The 4,376-nt window shown below is 51.7% G+C and carries 3 protein-coding genes; 1 reads left to right on the top strand and 2 read right to left on the bottom strand.

From position 1 onward, the window contains the following. Nucleotides 1-532: hypothetical protein (locus AB1690_11785; protein ID MEW6015992.1), on the top strand; the 532-nt coding region annotated here is incomplete at its 5' end. Between the two features lie 14 nt (nucleotides 533-546). Here AB1690_11785 and priA read toward each other — a convergent pair. Together priA and AB1690_11775 are read right to left on the bottom strand one after the other, a co-directional pair. Continuing rightward, nucleotides 547-2,769 carry a primosomal protein N' gene (gene priA / locus AB1690_11780; protein ID MEW6015991.1) on the bottom strand — a complete coding sequence of 741 codons (2,223 nt, stop codon included), beginning with the start codon at nucleotides 2,767-2,769 and terminating at the stop codon, nucleotides 547-549. Between the two features lie 52 nt (nucleotides 2,770-2,821). After that, complete coding sequence (locus tag AB1690_11775) at nucleotides 2,822-4,207, bottom strand: tetratricopeptide repeat protein (protein MEW6015990.1); 1,386 nt, start codon at nucleotides 4,205-4,207, stop codon at nucleotides 2,822-2,824. Nucleotides 4,208-4,376 lie beyond the last annotated feature (169 nt).

The raw sequence follows: 4,376 nt of genomic DNA, 5'->3' as shown, positions 1-4,376 counted from the left end.
TGACCATGACGGCCGGTTCGGCTTCGATTTTGAGATGCTGCTTCGTCTGTCAAATTCTCTTGCCTTGAAAGGGGCTCTCCTGGGAACTCCCTCGACGATAACATCTCAAATCGGCATCGGCGCCGCTCCGCCGCCGCCGGGGTACCGCTTACTGAATGCCGAAACGGAGCATTCTCTCTATCGCTTCCTGCTGAGCCTTCAGATATACACATCGCCGCCTCAGTTTCGCCCTCGGACAGGTTATCTTTATATACAAACCGGCGCCGGTCTTGCCGTGGAAAAGCTACTGCAGAGAACTCGGTATCTGATTTATGACGAAGAATACAATGGCACAATCCGCGATAGCCGCGGCGGCATTATCCTTGATTTTGGAGGCGGTCTCGGATTCTATTTGACCGATAGAGTAGCGCTGGAACTTGCCGTTTCGATTGACGCCCCTTTCATTGTCGGCTCCGATGCCGATTATCTTCAAGGCGCCGGTGATTTTCCCTCTACTTATTATAACCGGTTGGGCGTTTCCGTCTTCTTCTAACAGACTCCAGGCGGTTACATCATATCGTACGGGTCAACATCGACCGTCAATTTGACCCGCGACGGCAAACCGAAGTTTTTCTCGGTCTGCTCCCATTTGTCCAGAAATTTCACAAATTGCACCACTTTTTCCACCTTGATAAACAGATGCCGGCGGTACATCCCCCGCAAGCGGTACAGCGGGCAGGGAGCAGGCCCGAGAATCTCGGTGCGAAGAGCCGATTTGTCGAGCGAATCTTTCAGCCGGTCGCGGAACTCGCGCGAAAATTTCACTGCATCTTCCTCTTTCTTGCAGGCAAATCGAAAATTTATGATATGCGAAAACGGCGGATAGCGAAGTTGTTTGCGGGAACGGATTTCCCTTTCGAAAAAGGTTTCGTAATCCTGGCGGGCGGCATCATCGATAAGGGGTGTCTCCGGATTGTAAGTCTGTATTATCACTTCCCCCGGTATAATTCCCCGTCCGGAGCGACCCGCTACTTGTATCAGTTTGGCGAAAAGTTTTTCCGGCGCGCGGAAATCGGGCATCTCCATTCCGATATCCGCCATCAGCACGCCGACCAGCGAAACATTGGGGAAATCTATCCCCTTGGTGACCATCTGCGTGCCCAGCAGAAGATTATATTTCCCCGATGCGAAATCGCTCAGAATAATATGCGCCCGGTCGCGGCCTGAGGCGCTGTCGGAATCGAGACGAATCATCTTCGCCGACGGAAATATCTCTCCAATTCTGTCTTCGACCTTTTGCGTGCCGGTGCCGATATAGACAAATTTCTCCCCCTGGCAGATGGCGCACCGGTTGTATCCGGGGTCGAGATAGCCGCAGAAGTGGCACATCAGTTTATTCCCGACCCGATGGTAGGTAAGATGCAGTTCGCAATGGGGGCAAAGGGGAGTATGGCCGCAATCGGTGCATTTGATGCGGGGCGAGAAGCCGCGACGGTTGAGGTAAAGTATCACCTGCTGACTTCTCTCCAGCGATTCATTAACTTTGGCGCGAAGAGTCGCGGTGAAGAAGAGATTCTCCGCGGAAACGCGCTCTTCTTTCAGGTCGATGAGACGGACCAGCGGAAGTTCTATCTGCTCGGGGCGACGGGTCAACTGGAGAAGTTGATAGCGGCCATCACGGGCGTTTTGAAACGATTCGAATGAGGGGGTGGCGGAGCCGAGGACTATCGGGATATTCGCCATTTTGGCGCGCATCACGGCCGCATCCCGCCCCTGAAAGCGGGGAGAGGGGTCATCCTGCTTGTATGATTCATCATGCTCTTCGTCAACGATAATTATCCCCAGATTCTTCAGCGGAGCGAATATCGCCGAGCGGGGACCGATTACAATCGGATAGCGGCCGTCGCGAATATTCTGCCAGATAGCGAGACGTTCTTTTCTGCGGAGCGCGGAATGCATAAGTGCGATTCTATCGCCGAAGAAATTCCGGAAATATGACAGAAGAGTCCCGGCCAGAGCGATTTCGGGAACCATGACCAGGGCTGTTTTACCCTGCTGGAGAAATTCCTCCACCACCCGGCAGTACACCAGCGTCTTGCCGCTGCCGGTGATACCGTGCAGCAAGAATGGACTGAACTTACCCTGACCTGCCAGTATCGCTTCCATCGCTGACTGCTGCTCATCATTTGGAGTCAAACCGCGGGTATCGGGACGTTCCTGAAAATATTTAAAATCGCTCAAGAGATTTTCTAATGATAGGACGCTTCGAGGCGAATGGTAGCTGGCAACCACCGCGCCGGAGGCGACCAGAGCGCCGATTGCGCCGGGATGCTTTTTCTCCAGAGACGTTATAGTTCTGGAAGTCAGAAATTCTCTTCGCCGGTAATTTTTAATCAGCCGCGATGCCAGCCCCAGCCTTTCCGCCTGTTCCGGGAAAGCCGGAGTGAGACAGTATGTCGGTTTCCGCAGTTGGCGCAGTTCCGGTGGAAGCGCCGCCGTTAATACGTCGGCTAACCCGCAGAAGTAATAATCGGCCATCCATTGCAGAAATCGAAACAGCTCTTCCGAGAACAACGAATCCGGCTCCGGCAGAGCCAGCACCTCTTTGATTTCGACTTCTGGTATCTGCGATGCCCGCTCAATAAAATACCCCCAGACTTTGCGTCGCCCGAACGGCACCAGGCAGCGCTGACCCGGCGCGGGGCGTCCCAGTCGCGCGGTATCGATACGATAGGTGTAGAATTGTCGCGGTCCGCCCGGAATAGCGAGATTTATCAGTTCATCTTCCATAGAAAAAAAGGCAGGTCGAAAAAGACCTGCCTTAGCCACAGATGAAATTTCTTTACAGCTTGTTCAGTTCATCAATCTTTGCCTGGGCTTTGTTGGCTTTGGCGGTGTTGTTAGTGTTGCTGTACAGGTCGCGCAGAACCTCCCAGACTTTTACATCACCGGGGTCCAATTCCGTAGCCTTTTCCAGCGGCGCGATAGCCTCTTCGAATTTCTGAATCTGAATATAGATATCGCCCAGGTTGACCCAATGGTCTTTTTTGAACGGCTCCAGCTCGGTCAATCTCTTGAAGGCTCCGGCGGCATCTTCATACTGACCATTGACCAGAGTAACCACGCCGTACTGCTCCAGCGCTTCGATATTTTCCGGCTCGAGTTTGATTCCCTGTCCGAGATAATATGAAGAGGAATCAAGCAGGTTGTCGCGGACAGTCATATAACTATTCGCCTCGGCCGGCTTATTAGCCTGGGTCGCTTCTTTAATAGAGTCGGAATAAGCCTGCGATTTTATCAGGAAATAACGCCCCACATCAATATAAGCGGCGCTTAAGTTGGAATCAGCCTTGATGGCGCGTGTGTCATAGATATAAGCGCTGTCAAACATCCGCATATTGTTAAAGCAGATAGCGATATTCAAAAGTGTGCCGGCGTCATCGGGCACTTTAGCCGACAACTTCTTGAAATACTCCGCCGCATTCGACCAGTCATTCGACTGAATATATCCATAAGCGGTGTTCTGAATCAGGTAAAGAGAATCCGGCTCCAGGTCGGTCGCCTTGCGATACCAGACCACCGATGAATCGAACTCCTTGAGACGGTCATGGGTCAACGCCACCCCCTCGTATGGACGATACTTAGAGGGGTCAACCGCTATAGCCAGGCGAAAGTACCCTTTAGCGCTGTCGGCGACCGCTTTCAATTCGGCTGATGCCGCCTCTTTTTCGGTGGAATCAGTCGCTTCTTTTATCCGGGGGATAATCTCCTCGTCAATCCGTCCAAGGGCTTTGACGCCGATGTTATAATTCTCCGCCCAGTAGTAAACCTTGATGGAGTCTATTACATTGCTGAACTTCTTGCAGTCATTCTTAAGATTCTTTTTTATGTCGTCGCTCTTGCAGGAGGCAAACATCGAGTCGTAGTTGGCCGCGGCAAGAGTGAAATACTCAATCTTGCGATTGAAATCATTCTCCTTGCCGGCATACTCGGAATAGATATTGCCCTTTAAGAAATACCCTTCTGGAACCGGGCCGTAATGGCCAATCATCTCGTTGATGAACTGAAGCGCCTCTTCATATCGGGGGTTCTTGTCCAGCATGGCGATTTTGGCTGACTTGAGGTAAGCCGACTGCGGCAACTTGGGACGATTCTGGGCAAATCCTATCGCCGGCAGGGCTAACGCTAATATGATTAAAGTTACTACAATATGTTTATAATTCCGCATTGGCTCCTCCCATGCAGGGTTCTGTTTTATTTCTCATAACAGTCCGCCAATCTAATATCTTATTCTCAGGGTGTCAACCCAAATTGAGCAGCGCCCTCACGATGTCCGCGCGGTGAAATTAAGTAGAACCGTTTCATTGGCTTTCACCGGTATTTTGAAAATTATAGTG

The sequence above is a fragment of the Candidatus Zixiibacteriota bacterium genome (assembly GCA_040753495.1).
Taxonomy (GTDB): Bacteria; Zixibacteria; MSB-5A5; order GN15; family PGXB01; genus DYGG01.
This window is presented reverse-complemented; position numbering and strand designations above follow the sequence as displayed.

Coding starts and splice junctions, on each gene's coding strand:
- priA (MEW6015991.1), bottom strand. CDS start 2,769: ATGGAAGATGAACTGATAAATCTCGCTATTCCGGGCGGACCGCGACAA.
- AB1690_11775 (MEW6015990.1), bottom strand. CDS start 4,207: ATGCGGAATTATAAACATATTGTAGTAACTTTAATCATATTAGCGTTA.